This window comes from Alishewanella sp. BS5-314 (assembly GCF_025377695.1).
Classification (GTDB): domain Bacteria; phylum Pseudomonadota; class Gammaproteobacteria; order Enterobacterales; family Alteromonadaceae; genus Alishewanella; species Alishewanella aestuarii.
In genome coordinates, this window is sequence record NZ_JACEHJ010000002.1 from 1714818 (window position 1) to 1740195 (window position 25378).

Annotated in this window: 21 protein-coding genes; 3 read left to right on the plus strand and 18 right to left on the minus strand. The window is 51.1% G+C overall.

The features are described from left to right. The first annotated feature begins 47 nt into the window (after positions 1 to 47). Positions 48 to 1007: a GGDEF domain-containing protein gene (locus H1D31_RS12370; RefSeq protein ID WP_261259179.1), complete on the plus strand. Its 960-nt coding sequence runs from the start codon at positions 48 to 50 to the stop codon at positions 1005 to 1007. Here H1D31_RS12370 and tilS read toward each other — a convergent pair. The 18 genes from tilS to rpsB all read right to left on the minus strand — a co-directional run bounded on the left by tilS (position 985) and on the right by rpsB (position 21592). Beyond that, positions 985 to 2289, minus strand: coding sequence for a tRNA lysidine(34) synthetase TilS (tilS, locus tag H1D31_RS12375; RefSeq protein WP_261259180.1), 1305 nt, complete (start codon positions 2287 to 2289; stop codon positions 985 to 987). The genes H1D31_RS12370 and tilS overlap by 23 nt on opposite strands. An 11-nt stretch (positions 2290 to 2300) precedes the next feature. Then, positions 2301 to 3257 carry an acetyl-CoA carboxylase carboxyl transferase subunit alpha gene (gene accA, locus H1D31_RS12380; protein ID WP_008607413.1) on the minus strand — a complete coding sequence of 319 codons (957 nt, stop codon included), beginning with the start codon at positions 3255 to 3257 and terminating at the stop codon, positions 2301 to 2303. Between the two features lie 18 nt (positions 3258 to 3275). After that, a complete protein-coding gene (gene dnaE, locus H1D31_RS12385; protein ID WP_261259181.1) occupies positions 3276 to 6776 on the minus strand; it encodes a DNA polymerase III subunit alpha in 3501 nt (1166 codons plus the stop codon). Further along, positions 6776 to 7378, minus strand: coding sequence for a ribonuclease HII (gene rnhB / locus H1D31_RS12390; protein ID WP_261259182.1), 603 nt, complete (start codon positions 7376 to 7378; stop codon positions 6776 to 6778). The genes dnaE and rnhB overlap by 1 nt, the downstream gene beginning before the upstream one ends. Then, positions 7375 to 8526: a lipid-A-disaccharide synthase gene (lpxB, locus tag H1D31_RS12395; protein ID WP_261259183.1), complete on the minus strand. Its 1152-nt coding sequence runs from the start codon at positions 8524 to 8526 to the stop codon at positions 7375 to 7377. Before lpxB ends, rnhB begins: the two co-directional genes overlap by 4 nt. A 144-nt stretch (positions 8527 to 8670) precedes the next feature. Then, entirely contained in the window at positions 8671 to 9441 is a 771-nt protein-coding gene (gene lpxA / locus H1D31_RS12400; RefSeq protein WP_065955542.1) for an acyl-ACP--UDP-N-acetylglucosamine O-acyltransferase, read from the minus strand. A 1-nt stretch (position 9442) separates the two neighbouring features. Beyond that, positions 9443 to 9895: a 3-hydroxyacyl-ACP dehydratase FabZ gene (fabZ, locus tag H1D31_RS12405; protein WP_008607408.1), complete on the minus strand. Its 453-nt coding sequence runs from the start codon at positions 9893 to 9895 to the stop codon at positions 9443 to 9445. A gap of 2 nt (positions 9896 to 9897) precedes the next feature. Further along, on the minus strand, positions 9898 to 10953 hold the full coding sequence (gene lpxD / locus H1D31_RS12410; protein ID WP_065955543.1) for a UDP-3-O-(3-hydroxymyristoyl)glucosamine N-acyltransferase: 1056 nt from the start codon (positions 10951 to 10953) through the stop codon (positions 9898 to 9900). Between the two features lie 3 nt (positions 10954 to 10956). After that, positions 10957 to 11475 carry an OmpH family outer membrane protein gene (locus tag H1D31_RS12415; RefSeq protein WP_008607406.1) on the minus strand — a complete coding sequence of 173 codons (519 nt, stop codon included), beginning with the start codon at positions 11473 to 11475 and terminating at the stop codon, positions 10957 to 10959. 18 nt (positions 11476 to 11493) lie between these two features. Continuing rightward, positions 11494 to 13986 carry an outer membrane protein assembly factor BamA gene (bamA, locus tag H1D31_RS12420; protein WP_261259185.1) on the minus strand — a complete coding sequence of 831 codons (2493 nt, stop codon included), beginning with the start codon at positions 13984 to 13986 and terminating at the stop codon, positions 11494 to 11496. Positions 13987 to 14012: 26 nt separating this feature from the next. Next, entirely contained in the window at positions 14013 to 15368 is a 1356-nt protein-coding gene (gene rseP, locus H1D31_RS12425; RefSeq protein WP_261259186.1) for a sigma E protease regulator RseP, read from the minus strand. Next, entirely contained in the window at positions 15368 to 16558 is a 1191-nt protein-coding gene (gene ispC / locus H1D31_RS12430; protein ID WP_261259187.1) for a 1-deoxy-D-xylulose-5-phosphate reductoisomerase, read from the minus strand. Before ispC ends, rseP begins: the two co-directional genes overlap by 1 nt. Continuing rightward, the gene (locus H1D31_RS12435; RefSeq protein ID WP_261259188.1) at positions 16555 to 17421 is read right to left on the minus strand and encodes a phosphatidate cytidylyltransferase; all 867 of its coding nucleotides are present in this window, start codon (positions 17419 to 17421) and stop codon (positions 16555 to 16557) included. The genes ispC and H1D31_RS12435 overlap by 4 nt, the downstream gene beginning before the upstream one ends. A gap of 5 nt (positions 17422 to 17426) precedes the next feature. Next, entirely contained in the window at positions 17427 to 18197 is a 771-nt protein-coding gene (uppS, locus tag H1D31_RS12440) for a polyprenyl diphosphate synthase (protein WP_008607401.1), read from the minus strand. 153 nt (positions 18198 to 18350) lie between these two features. Further along, positions 18351 to 18908, minus strand: coding sequence for a ribosome recycling factor (gene frr, locus H1D31_RS12445; protein WP_008607400.1), 558 nt, complete (start codon positions 18906 to 18908; stop codon positions 18351 to 18353). 59 nt (positions 18909 to 18967) lie between these two features. Next, positions 18968 to 19708, minus strand: a complete 741-nt coding sequence (gene pyrH, locus H1D31_RS12450; protein WP_008607399.1) for a UMP kinase — start codon at positions 19706 to 19708, stop codon at positions 18968 to 18970. Between the two features lie 177 nt (positions 19709 to 19885). Then, positions 19886 to 20758 (minus strand): translation elongation factor Ts, encoded by an 873-nt coding sequence (gene tsf, locus H1D31_RS12455; protein WP_008607397.1) that lies wholly within the window; start codon positions 20756 to 20758, stop codon positions 19886 to 19888. Positions 20759 to 20863: 105 nt separating this feature from the next. Beyond that, complete coding sequence (gene rpsB, locus H1D31_RS12460; protein WP_008607395.1) at positions 20864 to 21592, minus strand: 30S ribosomal protein S2; 729 nt, start codon at positions 21590 to 21592, stop codon at positions 20864 to 20866. 338 nt (positions 21593 to 21930) lie between these two features. On the opposite strand from rpsB, the gene map reads away from it, so the two are divergent. Beyond that, entirely contained in the window at positions 21931 to 22719 is a 789-nt protein-coding gene (gene map / locus H1D31_RS12465) for a type I methionyl aminopeptidase (protein WP_008951391.1), read from the plus strand. Between the two features lie 30 nt (positions 22720 to 22749). Further along, entirely contained in the window at positions 22750 to 25374 is a 2625-nt protein-coding gene (gene glnD / locus H1D31_RS12470; RefSeq protein WP_261259191.1) for a [protein-PII] uridylyltransferase, read from the plus strand. Positions 25375 to 25378 lie beyond the last annotated feature (4 nt).

The window sequence follows — 25378 nt, forward strand, 5'->3', positions numbered from 1 at the left end:
AATATTGCTTTAGCTTGCCTATGATAGGTTCTCAGGCAGAAACAGCAATGTGGCAAGATACAGCAGGTTTTAACTTCAGCGGTGCCGATTTAGCATTGGATAGTCAGTTACATGAGTTAACCGATACCGGTGCCATTAGCTTGATCAGTCAGTTGCAAACTACGTTGGATCTGCAGCAACAGCTGGATATTTTTGCTATGCATGCCAGCCGGATCCTACCGATCACTGCATTAAACCTCAGAACAGCACAGGGGCATTTTGCCGCGGCCGGCTCAATGGCCGGTCAGCATCAATACCACACTGAACTGCAGCTCGAGCAACACTTGCTGGGACAGCTTAGTTATCAAAGCAATCATCCGTTTAGCTCACTGGTGCAACGGCAGTTGCTGCTGCTGGAATCTGAATGGCTCTATGCGCTACGCAATGCGCTGTTGGTCAACCGCTTACAGCAAATGGCACTGAAAGATCCCTTGACCGGGCTCGGCAACAGACGATTTTTTGACGATAGCTACAGCAAAGCCATTCAATTGGCAAAGCGTCATCAACAGCCATTTGCGCTGCTATTACTGGATCTGGATAACTTTAAGCAGGTTAATGATCTCTCTGGTCACAGTACCGGCGATCAGGTGCTGCTGGCTGTTGCCGATTGTATGCGTGAAACGCTGCGCGCTACCGATAGCTTATTCCGCTTTGGTGGTGATGAATTCGCGCTGTTGTTACAGGATCAGGACGCAGACCATGCCGAGTTGATCGCTTGCCGCTTACAACAGAAAATCAACCAGCATCCACTGCTAAACCTGCATCAGGTTGGCTGTAGCATTGGTCTGGCATGGCTTGCTGCCGAACAACAGGAACGCGACCTGTTTCATCAGGCCGACGAAGCCCTGTATCAGGCGAAAACCACAGGCAAAGGCAAGGTGGCGGCAGAAAGGCTGAGCGTGAAAGGGCTGAGCCAGCCACGCTCCGGCATCAACAAAGTGAGCGCTAGCCTGGCTGCTGCCAGTTGATCCAGCAGCTAGCTGCACTCGCCGCAACACTACTTTGATAACCGGCTACTACTTGTAACTCTCCACCTTGCAGCAATAGCGGGATCCGCTGTCGCTGCCACGGCGGCACCTGCCACAACTTAAACCATTGTTTTAACGGCTTGCCCGGTTGGTTAACCGGTTTAAATGTCTGGCTTAAGCTGCCAAAGGCTAACTGAAAGGCAGTTCCCGCCGCCGGCAAAGCTCCTTGTTCTGGCTGTAACTGACAGCTCAGCTCACCCAGGGCCGCCGGTAACAGCAGCCGCTGTCCACAATGCAAAGACGGCGTATAGTCTTTTGGCACGACAGGCAACTCAGGCAGCAGATATAAGCGCTGCTGGAAACGTCGCAACTGCCAGCATCCCAACATTAAACAAGGTTGAGCATCTTCTCTGGCTGCTATTACTTGCTGTTTCAGTGTGCTTAACCATTGAGCTGATGGGTTAAGGCCAGTGCGAGCCAGCCATTTTCTAAGTAACAGATCCTGCTGCAACGCCGGCTGTAACGCCAGTTGCTGTAAATCGAGGTAATCAGGGGTTGCACAGTCAGCCAAAGCCCGTTCGGTATAGTAATCGGCTAACTCAAGCGCCTGCTGCAAATGCTGACTGGTCCTGGCACTGGTGGTAATAAGAGCTGGCCAGCGCTCGCTAAGCTTGGGGATCACCTCAAGCCTTAAAAAATTCCGGTCAAATTCAGCGCTTTGATTACTCTCATCTTCCACCCAACTCAACTGCAAAGCCCGGGCGACATGCTCTAGCTGCTGCCGGGAAAAGTTAAGCCAGGGTCTTAGCAGTAATCCCTTACCGAAAGGGCGGCTTTCTGCCATACCGGCCATACCAGCCAGGCCAGCACCACGCTTTAACGCCAGCAATAAGGTTTCCAGTTGATCATTGGCATGATGCGCCGTCACCAGGGCGCTATCGCGCGCAGTCACATAGTCAGTGAGGACCTGATAACGGGCATCTCTGGCCTGTTGCTCCAGAGCGCTGCGGCCTTGTAGTTGTACCCAATGCAACTTAAAGTTGACGCCGAGCTTTTGGCATTGCTGCTGGCAAAACTCAGCCCAGGCATCGGCATGGCGACTGATGCCATGATGAATATGCACCGCGGTCAGGGTAATACCGAGAGTCTGGCAGGGGGCAACCAGTAAATGCAGTAACAGTTGAGAGTCCAAACCGCCGCTGTAGGCCAGCGTCAGTTGGCGGGGAGCGTAGCGCCGCAGCAGTTGCTGCAGCGCCAGCTGCAAGTCTGAAAGGTCAGACAAGGGCCTCAGCCTTAGCAGTAACCGTAAGACATCAGTCGCTGGTAACGCTTTTCCAGCAGCTCTTTGGTGCTCAATTTTTGCAGTTTTTCCAGATCGCGCACCAGAGCTGTTTTTAACGTTGCCGCCATTTGCTCCGGCGAGCGGTGGGCGCCGCCCAGTGGCTCGGCAATGACTTCATCAATCAGTTTCAGCTCTTTCAAACGATCTGCAGTAATGCCCATCGCATCAGCAGCCAATGGCGCTTTTTCGGCACTCTTCCACAGAATAGAGGCACAGCCTTCCGGTGAAATCACCGAATAGGTGCTGAACTGCAGCATATTGACCTTATCACCAACGCCAATGGCTAAAGCGCCACCCGAGCCGCCTTCGCCGACCACGGTACAGATCACCGGCACTTTCAGGCCAGCCATCACTTTCAGGTTACGGGCGATGGCTTCGGATTGGCCGCGCTCTTCGGCACCAATGCCCGGATAAGCACCCGGCGTATCGATAAAGGTAATAATCGGCAACTTAAAGCGCTCGGCCATTTCCATTAAGCGTAGTGCTTTACGATAACCCTCGGGGCGGGGCATACCAAAATTGCGGCGGATCTTCTCTTTGGTATCGCGACCTTTCTGATGGCCAATCACCATCACCGCCTGCTCACCTAAGCGGGCAGTACCACCGACAATGGCATTGTCGTTAGCAAAGGCGCGGTCACCGCAGAGTTCATCAAAGTCGCTGAACATATGCGCGATATAATCAAAGGTATAGGGGCGGCGTGGATGGCGCGCCAACTGGGCAATTTGCCAGGCTCCTAACTCAGAGAAGATTTTTTTGGTTAGCGTCAGGCTTTTTTCTTTTAGTTTGTTAATCTCTTCTTCTAACCCAAGATCATAATCGCCATTGCGACTGACATTGCGTAATTCGTCTATTTTTGCTTCCAGTTCGGCAATCGGTTGCTCAAACTCTAAATAATTCAGCATCATCGACTATCACTACCTAAATTAGTTAAATTCCAATTCTATTGTCGCCAGCTGCTTAAGCTGATGCAACAAAGCGTCGGCGGGCGTCACCCACCAGGCTGTCCCTAACTGCAGTCTAACCTGCCCTTCCTCACGCTGGTACCAAAGATAAACCGGTACTGTACCGGCACGATACTCCGCCAGCGCGTCTTGTAACTTTTGCAGATAATTCTGGTCTATCTGCTGCGATTGTACAGTGATATTCAGAGATTTCAGCGATTTTTCGCGCATAGCGGTAATTTCGCTGACATCGCGGCCGGACATTGTAAGGCCACCATTAAAATCATCAAAGCTGACCTGTCCGGTTACCACTAAAATGCGGTCTTTTTGCAGCAGATGTTCAAAGCTTTCCAGCTGTTCCGGGAAAAAGCGCACATCCAGCCGTGCCGACTTATCATCCAGTGTCACAATAGCCCAGCGCCGGCCCTTTTTGTTAATCATCACCCGCACCGACACTACCAGGCCAGCTACCTGAATGCTTTGATCTTTCTTGGTAGGCTGCAATTCAACCAGCCGGCAGTTCACGTAATGCTTTAGCTCGTCGCGATAGCGATTGATCGGATGGCCGGTTAAATATAAGCCCAGCGTCTCCCGCTCGCCATCCAGCCAAATTTCATCCGGCCACAGCGGTACCAGCTTATAGCTACTGCTGCTGGTGTCAGTATCTGCTGCTAATAAGCCAAACAGGTCGTCCTGCCCTACCGCCTGCGCCTTGGCATGTTGCTCCGCCGCCCGCATCGCCTCTTCCAGATTGGCCATCAAAATAGCGCGCTGCGGACCGGCGTGCTGACCTTTAGCCAGTGGCGGGCCGAGGCGGTCCATGGCGCCGGACAGGATCAATTTTTCCATCACTCTTTTGTTCAGCCGCTTTAAATCGACCTTGGCGCAGAAATCAAACAGGTCGCTAAAGCTACCATGCTGATTACGCGCTTCAATAATGGCTTCAATCGGGCCTTCACCGACACCTTTAATGGCGCCGATACCATAAACAATATGTCCCTGCTCGTTAACGGTAAACTTGTACTGGCCGGTATTGACATCCGGCGGGATCAGTGTCAGCTGCATCCGCTCACACTCATCAACCAGGGTCACGATCTTGTCGGTATTGTCCATATCTGCCGACATCACCGCCGCCATAAACTCGGCTGGGTAATGCGCTTTCATCCATAGCGTTTGGTAGGATACCAGTGCATAGGCAGCCGAGTGTGACTTGTTAAAGCCATAACCGGCGAACTTCTCTACCAAATCGAAGATTTTCATCGCCAGCTCGGGATCAATACCGTTTTGTACCGCCCCATCGCGGAAGGTATCGCGCTGCTTGGCCATTTCCTCCGGCTTTTTCTTACCCATAGCGCGGCGTAATAAGTCGGCACCACCAAGCGAATAGCCGGACAACACCTGGGCGATCTGCATTACCTGTTCCTGATACAGGATAATACCGTAGGTCGGTTCCAGAATCGGTTTTAACGACTCATGCTGCCAGGTCGCATCCGGATAGGAGATTTCTTCACGGCCGCGTTTACGGTCGATAAAGTTATCTACCATGCCCGATTGCAGCGGCCCCGGCCGGAATAATGCCACCAGAGCAATCATATCTTCGAAGCAGTCCGGCTGCAGGCGGCGGATCAGATCCTTCATGCCACGCGATTCCAGCTGAAATACCGCTGTGGTATCGGCCCGCATCAGCATCTGATAGCTTTTGCTATCCTGCAACGGGATGCTGTTGATATCGACCAGCGGCTTGCCTTCCTTGCGCAGCCGGGCATTGGCCATATTCACCGCCCACTGCAAAATGGTCAGGGTGCGCAGGCCGAGGAAGTCGAATTTTACCAGGCCGGCATATTCCACATCGTTTTTATCAAACTGGGTAACCGGGTTCTGACCATGCTCGTCGCAATACAGCGGTGAAAAATCAGTAATCTTGGTCGGGGCTATCACCACACCACCAGCATGCTTACCGGCATTACGGGTTACACCTTCCAGCCGGCGCGCCATATCAATCAGATCGCGGACTTCTTCATCCGAGTCATACAGCTCGGGCAGGCGTGGCTCTTCTTTAAAGGCTTGCTCCAGCGTCATGCCGGGCGTTGGTGGAATTAATTTTGAAATGCGATCGACAAAGCCATAAGGGTGACCCAGTACCCGGCCAACATCGCGGATCACCGCCTTGGCTGCCATGGTACCGAACGTAATAATCTGTGATACCGCTTCGCGGCCATACAGCTCGGCGACGTGATCGATCACCTCATCGCGGCGATCCATACAGAAATCGACGTCGAAGTCCGGCATCGACACCCGCTCCGGGTTTAAAAAACGTTCGAATAGCAGGTCAAACTCGAGCGGATCCAAATCCGTGATCTTTAGCGCATAAGCCACCAGCGAGCCAGCACCGGAACCCCGCCCAGGGCCTACCGGAATATCATTATCCTTACTCCACTGAATAAACTCCATTACCACCAGGAAGTAGCCGGGAAAGCCCATCTGGTTAATCACATCGAGTTCAATCTGTAGCCGCTCGTCGTATTCGCCACGCCGCGCCGCCCTGATTTGCTCATCCGGAAACAGCTGTAATAAGCGCTGCTCCAGGCCCTCACGTGATTTCAGGACCAGATAATCGGCATCCGACAAGCCGCCGGTTGGAAAGGCCGGCAGGAAGTATTCGCCGAGCCGGATGGTGACATTACAGCGTTTGGCAATTTCCACGCTGTTTTCCAGCGCTTCCGGCAGATCGGCAAACAGCTCCGCCATCTCCTCGCTGCTGCGTAGGTACTGTTCAGCAGAGTAATTTTTTGGCCGGCGCTTATCATCCAGCGTAAAGCCATCATGAATAGCCACCCGAATATCATGGGCGGCAAAGTCTTCCGGCTTTAAAAATACGACTTCGTTGGTCGCCACCACCGGCAACTGCTCAGCCTCGGCCAGTAGCACCGCCTTTTGTAAATAACGCTCTTCATCCGGGCGATTAGTGCGTATCAGCTCCAGATAGAACCGCTCAGGAAAATACTGCTGATAAAAATCCACCAGCGCTCTGACACTGTGCGGGTTTTCTTTTAGTAAGGCTTTGCCCAGTGGGCCATCTTTGCCACCGGATAATACAATAATGCCGCTACTGTGCTCGGCCAGCCAGTCATGCTCCAGCTGTGGCTTGCCATCGACATGGCCACGCAAATAAGCTTTAGATATCAGCTGGGTTAAATTCTGATAACCGGCATTATCCGCTGCTAATAGCAGCAACCGGCTGCTTTCACCCGGGAACAGCGGATGTAGCACCCAGCAATCGACGCCAATAATCGGTTTGATACCCGCTTCATGCGCGGTACTGTAAAAACGCACCAGACCGCAGAAGTTCATCTGATCGGTTAGTGCCAGAGCGGGCATCCCCTGCGCTGCCGCAGCTTTGATAATAGGTTTCGTTTTGGCCAGGCCATCGACCATTGAAAAGTCGCTATGTACCCGTAAATGGATAAAACGCGGTTCACTCATCAGCGACTGGCCTCCAGCTGCTCGGCGATCAGCCGCACCGGTTTAAAGCTGCGCCGGTGCGCCGGCAAAATGCCATGTTCGCTAATGGCTTGCAGGTGTGCCGCAGTTGGATAACCTTTATGGGCGGCAAAACCAAACTGTGGGTACAGCTGATCCAAGTCGGCCATTTCCTGGTCGCGCGCTACCTTGGCCAGAATCGAGGCGGCACTGATTTCCGCTACCAGACTATCACCTTTGACGACGGCACTGGACGGCATCGCAAGCGCCGGACAACGATTACCATCAATCAGCACCCACTCTGGCTGGATCGCCAAAGCGGCCACTGCGCGCTGCATCGCCAACATGGTGGCATGCAGGATATTTAGCTGGTCGATTTCCGCCGGCTCGGCCCGGCCCAACGCCCAGCACAGCGCCTTGGCTTTAATTTCTTCAGCAAGGAGCAGACGCTTTTTCTCGGTCAGTTTTTTCGAGTCAGTTAATCCCTGGATCGGCTGTGCCGGATCCAGAATCACTGCTGCCGTCACCACAGCACCAATCAAAGGGCCGCGCCCTACTTCATCGACACCAGCGATTAACTTAACGTCGGGCCTTTGATAACTCATGGCGCCATCACCTCAGCGATGGTTGCGGCGGCAACCTGACTGGCATTCTGCCGCAATACCTGATGTAGGTGCTGATATTCGGCCAGCAAAGCCTCTGGTGCACCCGCGACCAGCGGTTGCATCGCCTGCAGCAAGGCCGGTACCGTTAAGGCATCCTGTAGCAGTTCAGTTACCAGCTCACGTCCAGCCAGTAAATTTGGCAGGCTAACATGCTGCAACTTCACCAGTCGCTTAGCGATCTGATAGGTTAGCCAGTTGGTGCGATACCCCACTACCATCGCGCATTTTGCTAACATGGCTTCTAAAGTCGCGGTGCCGGACGCAATAAAGGTGCTGTCTGCGGCCAGTAATACCTGCCTCGCCTGGCCGGTAAATTCGCTGATCTTAAGCTCAGGCGCCACCTGAGTTTTAATACTTTGCCAAAGCGTCGCTTTTTCGGCGGTGACCATATTGGTCACCAGCTGTAACTGTGGATTTTGTTGCTGCAGTAAAGCCGCAGCCTTGAGAAAATCCGGCGCCAGCAGTTTGATTTCATTAGTCCGGCTGCCTGGCATAATAGCCAGCACTGGCCTTAACGGATCTAGTCCTAATTCGGCTTTGGCCGCGGTTTTATCTACCGTTAGCGGCATGCTGTCAGCAAGGGTATGGCCGACAAAGGTACAAGGCACCTGATAGCGGTCGTAAAAGGCTTTTTCAAAGGGTAGTAGCGATAACACCATATTGGTGGCTTTGGCAATTTTAAAAATCCGTTTATGGCGCCAGGCCCAGACCGAGGGGCTGACATAATGCACGGTTTTAATGCCTTGTTGCTTTAATGCCAACTCGACCGGCAGATTAAAGTCCGGTGCATCGATACCTATAAATACTGCGGGTTGCTCAGCCAGAATAGCGGCTGTGATGTCTTTCTTAATTTGCAGCAAGCGTCTGAGCCGGCCCAATACTTCGACCAACCCCATCACCGCCAGCTCTTCCATTTCGAACAAGGCCCGAAAGCCGAGTGCCTGCATCCGCGGGCCGCCAATACCAAAAAACTCTGCATCCGGGTAGCGCTGTTTTAGCGCTGTAATCAAATCGGCACCGAGAATATCTCCGGAATGCTCACCGGCAATCAGCGCAATTTTTAACGGGGGTGTCTGTTGAACCATCATCCGGCGGTCTTTTCCTGAGTTCTGTGCTAAGCGTCACGCTATTATTCTTAGAAAGGTTTGCTATCTTAACGGCTCGTGACGGCGAGTTAAACCTTCAAATAAAAAACGCGCCATTAAAGCGCGCTTTCTAAGCTACATTAAGCGTTAACGCACAATACCACGGCTGGCATTGGCAATAAAATCGGTAAAGACTTTTAGCTCTGGGAACTCTGCCGCTTTATCCGCTAAGGCAGCTAAAGCTTCAGGTACCGTCTGGCCTTTACGATAGACTTCTTTATAGGCCCGGCGCAGTTCTAACAGCACTTCAGCGCTAAAACCGCGGCGCTTTAAGCCCTCAGTATTCATACCCGCCGGTACGCAGGGTGAACCATGCACCATCAGGTAAGGCGGCACATCTTTTAATACAATAGAGCCACCACCGCAGAAACTGTGGGCACCGATATGCACAAACTGATGCACGCCGGTCATGCCACCTAAGATCGCCCAATCACCAATATGCACATGACCGGCCGCCTGAGCGCCACTGGCAAAAATAACATGACTGCCAATCACACAGTCATGCGCGACATGGGTGGTATTCATAAACAGGTTATGGCTTCCGATGATGGTCTGGCCTTTATCCTGCACTGTACCGCGGTGCACCGAACAGCCCTCACGGAATACGTTATAGTCGCCAATCACTAACTCCGTTGGCTCACCCTTATATTTTTTATCCTGACAGGCTTCACCAATACTGGCAAATTGATAAAAGTGATTACCTTTACCAATCTTTGACGGTCCTTTGATGGCGACATGCGATTCTAATACACAGTCATCACCCAGTTCGACATCATGGCCGACATAACAAAAGGGCCCGATCTTTACGTTCTGACCAATTTTAGCGCTTGCTTCAATTACCGCGGTAGCATGGATCACGTTACATCTCTCTTCTGGCACACATCAGTTCAGCGCAGCACACTACCTGGCCGTCGACCTTGGCTTCGCCATAGAATTTCCACATGTTCCGCCGCTCCTTCAGGAACTTCACTTCCAGGATCATGGTATCACCTGGTACTACCGGCTTTTTAAAGCGCGCTTCATCAATGGCCGCAAACAAATACAGCTCGTTGTCGCTACGCTCTGTGACGGTTTTAAAACCCAGAATACCGGTAGCTTGCGCCAGGGCTTCCAGAATCAGTACGCCCGGGAAAATTGGCATCCCCGGGAAATGCCCGGTAAATACCGGCTCATTCATGGTGACATTTTTCACCGCGGTCAGACTTTCACCCGGCGTATAATCCAGCACTTTATCAATTAACAAAAACGGATAACGATGCGGCAACAATGCCATAATTTCCTGAATATCCAGGCTATTAAGTTGATTAGCCAAAATTAATCCTCTGTGGCAGCAGGGGTGTCTTCACCACTGGCTGCAAATTGTTTTTCTAGTTGTTTAACCCGCTGATACAGCTGATCAATCTGCCGTAATTTCGCCGTGTTACGACGCCATTCGGCATTGGTCGTGGCTGGTAAACCTGAAGTATAGACGCCTTTTTCTGTTACCGGTTTCATTAACATCGCCATACCGGAAACCTGGGCACCATCACAAATTTCAATATGACCGTTAATGACGGCAGCGCCGCCTATTATACAGTATCGGCCGATAGTAGTACTGCCGGCAACAGTGGTACAACCAGCGATAGCTGTATGGTCACCAATCTTCACGTTATGGGCAATTTGGCAGAGGTTATCGATAATCACATTATTGCCAATTAGCGTATCTTCAATAGCGCCACGGTCGATACAGGTGTTGGCGCCAATTTCACAATCATCACCGATCCGAACCGAACCGGTCTGTGGAATTTTTAGCCAGCGGCCACGTTCATTGGCAAAACCAAAGCCATCGGCACCGATCACGGCACCACTTTGGATCACGCAACGCTGGCCAATCTTAACACGATGATAGATAGCAACATTGGCCCACACTTTGGTCGCGGCACCAATCTCGGCCCCTTCACCGATAAAGCAACCGGCACCAATCTGCGCACCGGCACCAATGACCGCCTGTGCTGAGATAACGGCCTTGGCACCGATGGCGGCATCAGCAGCAATGTGGGCACTGGGGTCGATAACGGCCGTCGGGTGAATACCTGTTTGCGCGCTGGCCGGCGTGGTATCCAATAACTGCGCCGCCTTAGCAAAGGCAACGTACGGATCGGCAACCACTAACACATTAACGCCAGGCGCAACAAAGGGCACATCGTCGGCTTTTATCAAAACCGCAGTGGCATTGGTTTCGGACAGAAAAGGACGATACTTACTATTTGACAGAAAACTGAGTTCACCTGCTGCGGCATTTTCCAGGGACGCAACAGCAGAAACGCCGCAAGCGGCGTTTCCAATCAGCTCTGCGTTCAGCTTTTCAGCTAAGACAGATAATAAAATCACAGTTTAGTTCGCTCTGCCAACCTGCTGAATAACTTTTTCAGACAGGTCATATTCTGGTTTCGCATACACCGCAGCATTGGCGTTTAATACCACATCGAATTTCTCGCGCTCAGCGACAGCATCAATAGCGGTTTTGATCAGACCCAGAATACGATTGCGCTCTTCGTTCTGACGCTGACGAATTTGCTCATCCAATGGGCGGGCCAGTTCTTCGTATTGCTGACGCTGCTTGTTGATAGCTTCTGCCAGTTCTTGCTGTTGCTTTTCGCTCATGGTTGGGCCGTCACGACGCGCCTTTTCCATATTGAAATTGATATCACGTTCCAGCTTGTTAACTTGTTCAATCCGCGCGGCGAATTCAGTACGGATAGTTTCCTGTACTTGCTGTGATTGCGGGATGCTGGCGGCAACCGCCTGTACATCAACGAAACCGATTTTTACTTCTTTTGCTTGCAGGCTGCCAGCAGCTAACATTGTCGCGACTACGAAGACTGCAGACTTAAATAAATTACTGTTAAACATCTTGATTCCCGTCATGTTTTAGAATGTTGTACCGATATTGAAACTAAAGTTTTCTTGTAAATCGCCTTCGTACTTTTTGATGATCTTCGCCAGGCTGAAGGTGAGAGGGCCCATTGGCGAAATCCATTGTACCGAAACCCCCGCCGTGGCGCGGATCAGACTAGGATCAGAATAATCCACAAGCAAAGGCTCACGGCTGTTTTCACTACGCAACTGTACCAAATTGGCATAGCGATTAATATCAAATTCTGTATCCCAGACATTACCGGCATCGATGAAAATACTGGTACGTACTGAATTGCGATTTTCCTCTTTCAAAAATGGCGTCGGCGTAATTAACTCCAGTGTTAACATCGCCATCGCATTGCCACCAATTGACCGGGTCGACACATTATAGGTGTCGTTTTGCGGATCAGTTGGGAAGCTGCTGCCACCACCAATAGGATCCGGTACCCCGGGTACAAAGGTTGCGGAGCGGAAAATAGCCCGCGGCCCGATAATCCGGCTTTCAAAGCCACGGATATTCTGACCACCACCATAGAAATTCTCAGTAAATGGCAGCGTGAAGTCATAGCCATTCTTGCTACCATAGCCCTGACCATAACCCAGTTCTAACTTGGTACGGAAAGACCATTGATGATCACGACTTAGCGGAATATATTGCTGCGCTTCGAACATGGTTTTGTAGTACTGCAGATCCGAGTTCGGCGTCGTCGCACGCAACGTCAGATTTACCATGCGTCCTGAGGTAGGGAACAAGCCCCGGTTCAGCGTACTATGTAACCAGCCAGCGCTTAGCTCATAGTTAGTGAAGTTATAACCGCCATCCGGATTGCGCGCATCCAGCAATACCGCACGGAAATGCCGTAACTGATCGTACTCGTTAATCGAGTTAATCTTGTTTACCGAGACATTACCGCCAAAATTTAAACGGTTATATTCATTGATCGGATAACCAATATTGGCACCAACGCCGTAACGACGCTGATTATAGGCTTCGAGGTTAGACGAGGCACGGGTGTAGTCCACATCAGAATAGAATAACTGGCCACCCAGGCTGACACCATCCAGCGTAAAATACGGGTCGGTAAAAGATAAACTGACACCCTTCTGGTATTTGTTAGTGCTTAAGCTAATACCAGCAGCATTACCCGAACCAAAGAAGTTGTTTTGCTCCACGCCCACCTGGAACGACAAACCCTGGAAGCTACCGTAGGAGATACCGGCATTAAAACTACCTGATGGCTGTTCTTTAATGGTAAAGCCGATATCTACCAAGTCATCAACACCTGGTACCGGAGTGGTGGCAAAATCCACTTTCTCGATGTACATCAGGCGTTGGATCCGCTCTTTTGATAACTCCAGCGCATCATTTGATAACCAGGCACCTTCCATCTGCCGCAGTTCACGGCGAATAACTTCATCTTTGGTGCTGGCGTTACCTTTAACATCGATCCGTCTGACATAGACCCGCTTACCTGGATCGACGCTAATTGTCAGGGCGACCTCTTTAGTATCGTCGTTGATATTTGGAATAGTACGGACCCGCGAATTGGCATAACCAAAGCGCGCCAGTACCCGGGCAATATTCTCTTCAGTAAAGGTCACCAAGGCACCGTTATACAGTTGGCCTTTTTGTAACGGCACTATGGCGCGGATAATTTCTTCCTGGCCAATCAAATCACCGACAAAGTTAATATCACTGATATTGTACTGCTCGCCTTCGGTAACGTTGAGTGTGACATAGACTGAGGTTTTATCGGGGCTGACAGCGACCTGAGACGACTCGACGCCAAAACGCAGATAACCGCGATCCAGGTAGTAGCTGTTAATTTTTTCGATATCGCCCTGCAGCGTTTGTTTTTGATAGCGGTCGGAAGTCCAGAACCGCCACCAGGGCATATCCTGCTTCGATTCAACAACGCTTAACAACTCTTCATTACTGAAAATATTGTTACCGACGATATTAATCTGGCGTACTGAGGCCGCATCACCTTCTTCAAACTCGAAAGTCAGATTTACCCGGTTCCGTGGCAGGTAATTCACCTTAACTTCAACCTTGGCCTGATACTTACCGACGCCATGGTAAAACTCGGTTAAACCATTCTCGATATTACGCAGAATCGTCTTATCCAGTGGCTCTCCCACTATGATACGGTTACCGGTTAAGCTTTCTGTTAGCTGTTCATCCTTAATATCTTTGTTCCCTTTGAACTCGATATTATTGATAGTAGGCCGTTCACGCAGACGGTAAATGACGGTGTTACCATCACGAAATACCCGGATATCATCAAAGTGACCCGCACTGTAAAGCGTGCGGATACTGCGGGACAGGGTATAGTCGCTGACGGTGTCACCGATGGTAAAAGGCAAATTATTTAGCGCCGCACCCAAGGCAACGCGTTGCAGACCTTCGACCTGAATGTCCTGTACCGTAAAAGATTCTTCAGCAAACACTGAGTGGCTGCCTGTAGCAAGCAAGATCGCAGCTACTAATCGCTTAATTGTCATTATTTGAACTACTTATGATTAGTTTATTACAAACGAGAAATATCGTTGAGCAGCGCAATTCCCATTAACATCAGCAGGACTAAAGCACCGAAGCGAAAACCTATTTCCTGCGCTCTCTCAGAGACAGGTTTACCGCGTATTAGTTCCACCACAAGATACATTAAATGGCCGCCATCCAAAATAGGCAGCGGCAATAAATTGATAACCGCCAGGTTGACACTGATCAGTGCCATAAAGGACAGGAAAGCAATTAAACCGATACTGGCCGTAGTGCCCGCCCCCTGCGCTATTGAAATAGGACCGCTCAGATGCTTCACCGACACATCGCCGGTAAGCAGCTTACCAATCATCGCAAAGCTTAGGCGCGTCAACTGCCAGGTTTGAGCAACGCCTTCGCCAATAGCAGCCAGTATGCCATAACGTTGGGTATAGAGCAGCCCCTCAGGCCAGGGCGATACCTGAGGCACGACCCCTAACAAACCCTGACTAAAGCCATCTGCCGCTGTGGTTAACTGCGGTACCGCCCGCAGTTCCAACAGCTCGCCGGCACGACTAATTTGCAACACTAACTCGCGCTCCGCACTATTGCGGATCCGTTGCTCCAGCTGCGACCATTCGCTTATGGTCTCACCATCAATAGCAAGTATCGTATCGCCAGCTTGCAGACCAGCGCGCTCGGCGGCAGAATCAGGTGCGATCTGCGCTAGGGTCGTTGTCGCCTCCGGCAACAGCATCTTTAAGCCAAGACTTTGAAACACCGATTGTTGATCGGGATTAAATTGCCAGTTGCGGGTATCTAATACCAGTTCGCGCTCAGCCAGCGTCTGGCGCTGCTGCAGTTGCAAGCGGATTTGCGGCCGCCCTAACTGCTCAACCAGTAACAGATTGGCGCTGCGGATATCCCGTACTGTCCGGCCATTAATCGCCAGGATTTGTTCGTCCGGTCTTACCCCGGCCTGATAAGCGATAGATTGCGGCGCTGCGCCTGCCAATACCGGTTTCACTTCCGGTACGCCAATCAGATACATCAACCACAACAAAAAGATCGCAAAAATAAAGTTTGCGCCTGGGCCGGCCGCGATAATCGCCATCCGTTGCCGCACTGTTTTATGATTAAATGCCAGATCCCGAAATTGCGGTAATACCGGATCAATCCGCTCGTCCAGCATCCGCACATAGCCGCCCAGCGGAATAGCCGCTATCACAAATTCAGTGCCCTGACGATCGCGCCAGCTAAATAACGCCTTGCCAAAACCAATCGAAAAACGTTTTACCAGTACACCGTTTTTGCGTGCCACCCAAAAATGACCGAACTCATGTACGGTAACCAATACACCGAGGGCAACGACAAAACTGAGCAGGTTCCACAACAACGCAGACATCAGAACTTTCCTATTAGCGCACGGGCAAAGGCACGGCTTTGTTGATCAACCGCCAATATAGCATCCAGACACTGAGCGTCATAGTGCGCAAATTCTGCCAGACAGCGCTGATTAACCTCACTAATGCGGTTAAAGGCCAACTGTCCCTGTAAGAAAGCCGCTACCGCTTCTTCATTGGCGGCATTCAGCGCTGTGGTCGCCCCCTGTCCGGCGGCACAGGCATCGATTGCCAGATACAGATTGGGATAACGCGCCGGCTCGGGTTCGGTAAAGGTAAAGGCCGCCAACTTACTAAAGTCCAGTGCTGGAACCGGACTACTGATCCGCTGTGGGTAGGCCAGAGCATGCGCGATAGGAGTGCGCATATCCGGTTGTCCCAGCTGCGCCAGCACTGAACCGTCACTGTACTGCACCATAGAGTGAATAATGCTTTGCGGGTGGATCACCACCTGGATATCTTGCGGCGCACAGTTGAATAACCAGCGCGCTTCAATAAACTCCAGCCCCTTATTCATCATGGTGGCACTATCAACCGAAATCTTCTGGCCCATACTCCAGTTCGGATGCGCTACCGCTTCCGCCGGCGTAATAGCGGCGAAACTGTCCAACGGCCGGGTTAAAAAGGGGCCGCCACTGCCGGTAAGCAGCAAACGGCTAATACCATGCTCAGCTAACTGGCCCTGGCTGGCCGCTTGTTGCAGTGCCGGCGGTAAGCATTGAAAGATCGCATTATGTTCGCTGTCAATTGGCAGCAAGGTTGCGCCATGCTGCGCCACCTTGGCCATAAAGAGGCCACCGCTCATCACCAGCGCTTCTTTATTGGCCAGCAAAACCTTTTTGCCGGCTTCAACTGCCGCCAGGGTTGGAAGCAGGCCGGCCGCACCGACAATAGCGGCCATCACGATATCGGCGTCCGGATGCGCCGCCAGTGCCGTTAAACCGGCAGTACCCGATAACACTTCTGTTGTCAGCCCGGCTTGTTGCAAGCGGAATTTTAGCTCAGCTGCAGCCTGGTCATCCTGCATCGCCGCAAAACGCGGTTTTACTGCCAGACACTGCTCGAATAGCTTATCGACTGCGGTCGCCGCCGTCAGAGCCAGCACCTGAAATTTATCCGGGTGTGCCGCGACTACCGATAAGGTACTGCAGCCGATAGAGCCGGTTGCGCCCAGAATCACCAACTGCTTCATAAAAATTGGTTACCCAGAAACGCCAGCAATAACGCATAAAGTGGTGCTGTGGCGGTTAAGCTGTCGATACGATCCAAAATTCCACCGTGTCCCGGTAAAAAAGCACCGCTGTCCTTTTTACCCGCCACCCGTTTAAACATACTCTCACTCAGATCGCCAAATACCGACAATACCGTTAGCGCTATAGCAGCCAGATACCAGTGCCAGCTTACGCCGGGCCAGTCACGCCAGACCAGTAACGCCGTCAGCACCAAGAGTACAAAACCAAGACCGCCAAGCATACCTTCCAGCGTTTTACCGGGGCTGACTTTCGGCAACAACTTAGTTTTACCAAAGGGCTTACCGACCAGATAGCCACCGATATCGGCGGCCCATACCAGGCCCAGTAACGCGAAAATCAACCAGGCACCATAGAAAGAGGACTGCTCGTAACCAAGACCGCGGATATATAACAATGCAGCCCAAGCCGGCAACAAGGTACACCAGCCCATTAGCGCGCGACGCCAATCACTGCTGGCCCACAGCCGCTGACTAGCCGGAAAGGTTAATACCAGCACAATCGCCAGTAACCACCAGGCGGCACCAAGCATTAAAATTGAAAATAACGGCAGGTTATGTAGCACCAGTTGGTTGGGACCAAGTGGCGTTACGGCATAAAACAAGGCCATTAGCGCGGCGGTTAATACCACATACAGTGCCCGGCTACGTTTATTGGCCAAGCCACAAAAACCACTCCACTCCCAGGCACCGAGTAAAAAGGCTGCAGACAACACGGCAGCGAATAAATACAGGGGCAGATAAAATACCGCTGCCAGCGCCAGTGGCGCCAGGATCAGGGCTGTTATCAGACGTTGTTTAAACAATATGCTTATCCTTTATTATTATTGATAGCGGCAAGCTCACGGATCTGGGCACCAGTACAGCCAAAGCGGCGCTCCCGGTTGATATAGGCGGCAATGGCTTCAGAGAATACCTGCTGATCAAAATCCGGCCATAAGGTTTCGGTAAACCACAGCTCCGCATAAGCGGCCTGCCACAGCAAAAAGTTACTGATGCGTAAATCGCCACCGGTACGGATCAACAGATCCAGCTCCGGTTGCTCCGCCATTTGCATCTGGCTACCCAGTAGCTGCTCATTAATTTGCGCTGGCTGCAAAGTGCCGCTTTGTACCTGCTCCGCCAATTTTCGGCTGGCTGCGACGATATCCCAGCGCCCACCATAATTAGCCGCAATATTCAGCGTCATGGCGGTATTTGCCGCCGTCAACTGCTCTGCCTTGCGGATACTTTGTACCAGCTTATCGCTAAATGCCGATAAATCACCAATTATTTTTAACCGGATATTATGCTTGTGCAGGGCTTTGACTTCTTTCTGCAACACCATTAAAAACAGCTGCATCAGCGTACTGACTTCATCTTCCGGCCGCCGCCAGTTCTCACTGCTAAAGGCAAATAATGTCAGTGACTGGATGCCCAGCTCGCGGCAAAAACTGACACTGCGCCGTACCGCTTCCACACCTTTTTTATGACCCCAGACCCGCGGCTTACCCTGCCGCTCGGCCCAACGCCCATTGCCATCCATGATAATGGCCACATGTTGTGGCAAATTTTGCTGTTTCAGCTGGGGTACTGCCGTCATCCGTAAAACCTGTGTAAGAATAATGCCATAAAAAGCTTAGTCAGTTGCCATCTGGCAGAGTTCAGCCTGCTACTAACAAAAAGCGCCGCGAAGTAGAACTGGCACGGCGCTTCTTAGTGTACTCAATCAAACAGTAGCAACAGAAGTCTGCAATCAGACTTCCATCAGCTCCCGCTCTTTTTCCGCTAACACTTCATCGATTTTCTTTACAAAGATATCAGTCAGTTTTTGGATTTCATCTGCAGCTTTACGCTCATCATCTTCACTGATTTCTTTATCTTTCAGTAAGGCTTTAAAGTCAGCATTGGCATCACGACGAATATTACGCACTGCAACCCGGCCACCTTCCGCTTCACCACGTACCAGCTTGACCAGATCTTTACGACGCTCCTCGGTCAGCGGTGGTAAGGGTACCCGGATTACGGTACCGGCTGACATCGGATTTAACCCCAGATTCGAGGCCATAATGGCTTTTTCTACTGCCTGGGTCAGGCTTTTATCAAATACGGTGATAGCCAGCGTACGAGAGTCCTCAATCGACACGTTAGCAACCTGGCGTAACGGGGTGTCAGCGCCGTAGTACGACACTTGAATACCATCCAGCAAGCTGGGGTGGGCCCGGCCAGTGCGAACCTTAGTAAGTTGGCTTTTCAGCGCTTCTACGCTTTTATCCATCCGGACTTTTGCATCAGCAATAATGTCGTTAATCACGATCGTTATCCTTTTATTTATCCAGCTTTGATACCTTGGGTATCCTCAGGTCGGCTAGTTTACTGTAAATTTTCCTGATGGTCGATGGTTGTGCCTTCGGCCTCACCCATAATCACCCGCTTCAGCGCGCCAGGTTTGTTCATATTAAAGACGCGAATTTGCAGATTATGGTCGCGTGCCAGAGTAAAGGCTGCCAGATCCATGACCTTCAGTTCTTTATCCAATACCTCGTTATAGGTCAGTTGGCTGTATAGCGTCGCGGCAGGATCCTTTACCGGATCCGCAGAATAAACGCCGTCCACCTTGGTGGCTTTTAAAACTGCATCGGCTTCAATCTCGATACCGCGTAAACAGGCAGCTGAATCCGTAGTAAAGAACGGATTACCGGTACCGGCGGAGAAAATGACTACCCGGCCCGATTTTAATAAACTGATGGCCTCAGCCCAGCTATAGGCATCACAGACGCCGTTTAATGGGATGGCGCTCATCATCCGCGCGTTGACATAAGCCCGGTGCAGGGCATCACGCATCGCCAGGCCGTTCATTACGGTAGCCAACATGCCCATATGGTCGCCGACAACACGGTTCATACCGGCTTTGGCTAAACCTTCGCCACGAAAGATATTACCGCCACCAATGACGATACCGACCTGCACGCCCAGTTCGACTAATTCTTTGATTTCCTGAGCCATCCGATCCAACACCTTAGGATCGATACCAAAGCCCTCATCCCCCATCAGGGCCTCGCCACTGAGTTTTAACAGGATGCGCCGATACATTGGTTTTGGATTGATACTCATGGTTACCCCTAGTGCTGTTGGTGTTGTTATGCAGTTATACCCTTTTTCCTTGCAAAGGCGGGGGTGTTGGCTACCCGGATCTGCAAGGCTTTTGGGTGTATGCGAGCCGGGCAAAAAAAAACCGCGACTTAGGTCGCGGTTATTTTAGCGTTTTTACGCCATTTGCTAAAGCGCAAATTACTTCTTAGCAGCAGCGATCTGAGCCGCAACTTCAGCTGCGAAGTCTTCTTCTTTCTTCTCAATACCTTCGCCTACTTCCAGACGAATGAAAGAAATGGCTTTCGCGCCATTTTGCTTCAGGAATTCGCCAGTGGTGATTGACGGATCTTTCACGAATGGCTGGCCAGTTAAGCTCACTTCGCCAGTGAACTTGGTCATCCGGCCGGCAACCATTTTCTCAGCGATTTCTTGTGGCTTGCCTGAGTTAACTGCGATTTCAACCTGGATTTGACGCTCACGCTCTACCACTTCGGCAGATACGTCTTCCGGGTTAACATAACCTGGGTTATTCGCTGCAACGTGCATTGCTACGTCTTTAGCGATATCTTCGTTACCACCTTCCAGCACAGCTAATACACCAATGCGGCCAGAGTGGATATACTGGCCAATCACCGCGCCTTCAACTTTGGCAATGCGACGTACGTTGATGTTTTCACCGATTTTGGCTACCAGAGTAGCACGGGTATCTTCCACAGAAGTACCGTTCAGATCAGCGGCTAACAGGGCTTCAACGTTGTCGATGTTCTGAGCCTGGGCCAGATCAGCAACGCTATTGGCAAAGGCCAGGAAGCTGGTGTCACGGGCTACGAAGTCAGTTTCGCAGTTAAATTCAATCGCCAGACCAACACCGTTAGCAACGCGGGTTAATACCACGCCTTCAGCAGCGATACGGCCGGCTTTCTTGGCAGCCTTGGCTAAGCCGCTTTTACGCATAGCGTCGATTGCCGCTTCGATATCACCTGCGGTTTCTTCCAGCGCTTTTTTACAATCCATCATGCCAGCGCCAGTGCGCTCGCGTAATTCTTTTACTAATGCGGCAGTTACAGCCATGGGAGCTTCCTCGTAATTTAGTTCAGACAAACAGGGGCGAGACGCCCCTGTTGCAAAGTGATCCTGAATCTCAGCCGAGCTTACACCCGGCTGATGACAGAATAATTATTCTGCTTCAACGAAGGCTTCGGCTTCAGCCTGGACTTCGATGGTTTTGTCACGACCTTCCTGGATCGCCTGGCCAACAGCGCCCAGATATAACTGGATAGCGCGGATAGCGTCGTCGTTACCAGGGATTACGTAGTCAACACCTTTAGGATCTGAGTTAGTATCTACAATAGCTACTACCGGAATACCCAGGTTGTTGGCTTCTTTGATCGCGATATGCTCGTGGTCAGCGTCGATAACGAACAGTACGTCCGGTAAGCCGCCCATCTCTTTGATACCGCCTAAGCTCTTTTCCAGCTTGTCCATCTCACGGGTACGGTCTAAAGCTTCTTTCTTGGTCAGCTTGTCGAAAGTACCGTCCTGGCTTTGTGCTTCCAGGTCTTTTAAACGCTTGATTGACTGACGAACAGTTTTCCAGTTAGTCAGCATACCACCTAACCAGCGGTGGTTTACGTAGAACTGGTCAACTTTAACTGCGGCTTCTTTGATCGCTTCTGAGGCAGCGCGCTTGGTACCTACGAACAGGATCTTGCCCTTTTTCGCTGATACTTGCTGAATGAAAGCCAGGGCGTCATTCATCATTGGAACAGTTTGTTCCAGGTTGATGATATGTACACGGTTACGGGCGCCGAAAATGAATGGCTTCATTTTTGGGTTCCAGTAACGGGTTTGGTGACCGAAGTGTACGCCCGCCTGGAGCATGTCGCGCATTGAAACTTTTGCCATGATAATTTTCCTGTTTAGGGGTTAGGCCTCCATGCATCCCATATGCCGACCCGGTTTTCACCAGGCACCCCGGAATACGTGTCGATGCATGTGTGTTGTTTAATTAAGTGTTTTGCAGTTTGCTAACGTCAAAAACGACTCACTTATAACCAGAAATTCTGTAAAGCTACAGCACTCCGGCGCTAAGTTAGGGTACAATGCCATTTGCGAAATTGCGGCGCGCTTTATACCATAATGCCGTATTAAATACAATCTGATGGGCAAATAAACAGCAGTTTAGCGCCAATGGATTTCAAGATGCACGGCGATATCCGCGCGATAAGTTAGAGAGAACAAGCATGACAGCACCGATTAAAACTCCGGCCGAAATAGAAAAAATGCGCATTGCAGGTCGTTTGGCCGCCGAAGTGCTGGAAATGATCGAACCCCATGTTAAAGCCGGTGTCACTACCGACGAGCTGAATACTATCTGCCATGACTATATTGTTAATGTGCAGCAGGCTGTACCGGCACCATTAAACTACCACGGTTTTCCAAAATCGATCTGTACCTCGGTAAACCATGTGATCTGTCACGGTATCCCTGGCGACAAGGTGCTAAAAGACGGCGATATTATCAATATCGATATCACCGTGATTAAAGATGGCTATCACGGTGATACCTCTAAGATGTTTGTGGTAGGCAAACCGAGCATCCTGGCTGAGCGCTTGATCCGTATCACCCAGGAGGCGATGTACCTTGGGATTAAGAAAGTCAAAGACGGCGCCCGCTTGGGTGATATTGGCCATGTGATCCAACAACATGCCGAAAAACATAGCTACTCGATAGTACGTGAATATTGCGGCCATGGTATCGGTGCCGTGTTCCATGAAGAACCACAGGTGCTGCACTATGGCAAGCCGGGAACCGGTGAGGTGTTAAAGAGTGGCATGTGTTTAACCATTGAGCCGATGATTAATGCCGGTGCCCGTCACAGCAAGCTGTTAAAAGATGGCTGGACAGTCGTCACCAAGGACCGCAGTTTATCCGCCCAGTTTGAACATACCATTCTGGTAACCGATACCGGTTGCGAAATTTTAACGCTACGCAGCGATGACACCATCGACCGGATTGTTACCGCAGAGTAATCTAACAAAACACAGCAGAAGGAGTTCCTCTTGAGTCAGGTCTTAAGTTTTAACCGCCCCCTGCCCGAGCGGTACTCCCTGGATGCCTATAAAAAGCACTTCGCTGAGTTTCAGGAATTTCAGGCCCGCGCCTTTCACAGCCAGCCAATTAATGCGCTGGTCAAAGCCCGCGCCCGCTTTGTCGACGAAGTACTGCTGCAGCTGTGGCAATATTGCGATCTGGCAAAAGATAAAAGTATCAGCCTGCTGGCCGTTGGCGGTTATGGCCGTGGCGAGCTGCATCCCTATTCCGATATCGATTTATTACTGCTGGTCGAAAAAAGGCCCGGCAGCGCGCAGCACGAAGCCATCGGCCGCTTTATTACACTGCTGTGGGATCTGCGGCTGGAAGTCGGCCACAGTGTCCGCACCCTAAAAGAAACCCTGAGTCTGGGCAAAGAAGACATTACCATTGCCACCAATTTGCTGGAAATGCGACTGCTCACTGGCAATAAGCAACTGTTTAACGAGTTGCACGAAGCCGCGATGAGTGAGAGTTTCTGGACCAGTCAGGCGTTTTTTCAGGCGAAACGACATGAACAGCAACAGCGCCATGCCCAGTATCATGGCACCGCCTATAACCTGGAACCGAATCTGAAAGCCAACCCGGGCGGACTGCGTGATATCCAGACCATCGGTTGGGTTGCCAAGAAACACTTTAATACCCGTACCATGCGCGAGCTGGTGGCCTATCAGTACCTGACGGAAGATGAATATCAGGAATTGATGGAGTGTGAAGCTTATCTGTGGCAAATGCGTTTTGCACTGCATCTGGAAGCTGGCCGTAACGAAAACAGGATCCTGTTCGATTATCAGCCAGCTGCCGCCGAACGGCTGGGTTTTGGTGCCGATGGTAAGGCCTCAGTCGAACGGATGATGAAGCGGTTTTTCCGCACCGTACAGCGGGTTAGCGAACTGAACGAAATGCTGTTACAACACTTTGAAGGCAGCATTCTGAATTCGCAGCAAAAAGTTAAAGTCAGTCAACTGGACGATTACTTTGAATTACATGGCCATCTGATTAAAGCCAGTGATAATGCGGTCTTTGCCAAACGCGATAATTTACTGCGGCTATTCTGGCATATTGCCAATAACTCCAATATTACCGGCGTACACTCGACGACCATCCGGCTTATCCGCCAGGTGCGGCGGCGTTTGATGGGTGACCTGCAGGATTATGAAGCCTGTCGCCAGTTGTTTCTGGCACTACTGCGCCACCCGCGCGGCATGGACAAAGCCATTACCCTGATGCACCGCTACGGCATTCTGGCCGCTTATCTGCCACAGTGGCGTAATATCGAAGGCCAGATGCAGTTTGACTTGTTTCATGCCTACACCGTGGATGAACATACGCACCGGCTGTTAAAAAACCTGTATAAGTACAGCTTGCCAGAGCATGACAGCGAATTTCCGCTCTGCTCCGATATTGTCAAAAAAATGGAGAAACCGGAGCTGCTGTACCTCGCCGGCATCTTCCACGATATTGCTAAAGGCCGCGGCGGCGATCACTCCGAACTGGGCGCCATGGATGTGCGCGAGTTTGCCAAGCTGCATAAACTCAGTGACTTTGACAGCAAGCTGATTGCCTGGTTAGTCGAAAACCATCTGTTAATGTCGGTGACGGCACAGCGCCGCGATATTCATGACCCGCAGGTGGTGGCCGAATTTGCCGAAAAGGTGCGCGATGAAACCCGGCTCAATTATTTGTATTGCCTGACCCTAGCTGACATCCGCGCCACCAATGATAATTTGTGGAACGACTGGAAAGGCTCACTGTTACGCGAACTGTTTTTAGCGACCCAGAAAGCCTTCCGCCGCGGTTTGGAAAAACCGATGGATCTGCGCGATCTGATCCGTGAAAATCAGGCCGAAGCCCTGCCACTGCTGATCAAACAAAGCTTTATCGAAAGTGAGATCCTACAGTTGTGGAGCCGGATCAAAGCCGATTATTTTGCCCGTTACAGCCCAAAGCAAATTGTCTGGCACACCGAACATATTCTGCGGCACAAAGATCCCAATGAACCCCTGGTGCTGGTCAGTAAAGCGCCGATTAAAGGCGGCACCCAGGTGTTTGTTTATACCCGCGACCAGGCTGGCCTGTTTGCGCGGATGGTGGCGGCTTTAGACAGTAAAAAGGTAAATATTTACGACGCCCAGATTATGACCAATAAAGATGGCTTTGCCATGGATACCTTTGTGGTACTGGAGCAAAACGGTGAAGCGGTGACCTCGCCCAGCCGCCAGCAAAGTATCAAGAAGGCGCTGGAGCAGTTTATTGCCGGCAAACCGGATTTTTCACGGCAAAAGCCGCGGCTGTCACGCCAGATGCGCCAGTTTAATGTGCCACCCAAGGTGGTGTTTTTACCCGGTAATACCAAACACCGCACCATGCTGGAAATCGCCGCGCTGGATACACCAGGCCTGCTTTGCGATCTTGGCCAGGTATTTCAACAGTGCGGGGTCAATATCCATGCCGCAAAAATTACTACTATTGGCGAGCGTGCCGAAGACTTTTTCTTAATATCCAACGCAGCAGATGATGCATTAACCGCCGAGCAGCAAAGCGAGTTAAAACGCAGCCTGATTGCACAACTCTCACAGCAAACAGAAGGTTAAGTAA